The sequence below is a fragment of the Burkholderia sp. CpTa8-5 genome, from assembly GCF_017815045.1.
In the GTDB taxonomy this organism is placed as follows: Bacteria; Pseudomonadota; Gammaproteobacteria; order Burkholderiales; family Burkholderiaceae; genus Burkholderia; species Burkholderia sola.
Genome location: NZ_JAGIQD010000074.1, coordinates 1 through 1,214, shown reverse-complemented (window position 1 = coordinate 1,214; position 1,214 = coordinate 1). Strand labels below are relative to the sequence as shown.

Below are 1,214 nucleotides of genomic sequence, written 5' to 3'. Positions count from 1 at the left end.
CCGTCGGTGCGGCAGGCGAGCCAGCAGCACCGGATCAGCATCACGACGGTGCTGCATGCGTATCTGCTGCTGGAAAGCCGCGGGCTGCTCGAAAGCCGGCCGCAGTCGGGCTATTTCGTGAACCTGCGGCGCGACGACGGGCACGCGCCGGTGCGCGAACTGCGGCCGTCGAAGCCGATCGCGATCTCGTCGTCGGTCGACGTGAGCCGGCTCGTGCTGTCGACGCTGCGCTCGATCGGCACGGACGACGCGGTGCCGCTCGGCTCGCCGTATCCGGACCCGAGCCTGTTCCCGTTCGAGAAACTGAACCGCTACGCGTATGCGGCCGGCCGCGACAAGTCGCTGTGGGGCGTGACCGACGGGCTGCCGCCCGGCCATCCGCGGCTGATCCGGCAGATCGCGCGCCGCTACCTGGAGAACGGGATGTCGGTGGACCCGAACGAGATCATTGTGACGGTCGGCGCGACGGAGGCGATCAACCTGTGCCTGCAGGCGGTCGCGAAACCGGGCGACACGATCGCGGTGGAATCGCCGACGTTCTACGCGATGCTGCACGCGATCGAGCGGATGGGGATGAAGGCGATCGAGGTGGCCACGCATCCGGAATACGGGATCGACATCGCGGCGCTGGCCGCGATCGCGAAGTCGCAGCCGATCGCCGCGTGCATGGTGATGCCGAACTTCCAGAATCCGCTGGGTTTCCAGATGCCGGACGAGCGCAAGCGCGAACTGGTTGAGTTCGCAACGAATGCCGGTCTGCCGATCATCGAGAACGGCGTATACAACGAACTGTATTTCGGCGATACGCATCCGAGTTCATTGAAATCCTACGACCGGACCGGGATCGTGCTGCATTGCTCGTCGTTCTCGAAGAGCCTGACGGCCGCGTACCGGATCGGCTGGGCGCTGCCGGGCCGTTATCGCGATCAGGTCGAGAAGCTGAAGTTCCTGAATACGCTCGCGACGCCGTCGTTGCCGCAACTGGCGATCGCGGAGTTTCTCGAGCGCGACGGCTACGAACATCACCTGCGGCGAATTCGCAAGGCGTATGCGCAGCAGGCGAACCTGATGCGCGCGATGGTGTCGCGGTTCTTTCCGGAAGGCACGCGCATGTCGAGCCCGGCGGGCGGGTACGTGCTGTGGGTCGAGTTGCCGGCGCAGGTCGATGCGATGCGGTTGTACCAGCTTGCGCTGGAGCAGGGGATCACGATCGG

1 protein-coding gene is annotated in these 1,214 nt (G+C 65.7%); it reads left to right on the top strand.

Features of this window, described 5'->3' with window-relative positions; genetic code table 11:
* The coding region (locus tag J8I35_RS34370; RefSeq protein ID WP_209929393.1) for a PLP-dependent aminotransferase family protein at positions 1 to 1,214 on the top strand (1,214 nt) is incomplete at both ends.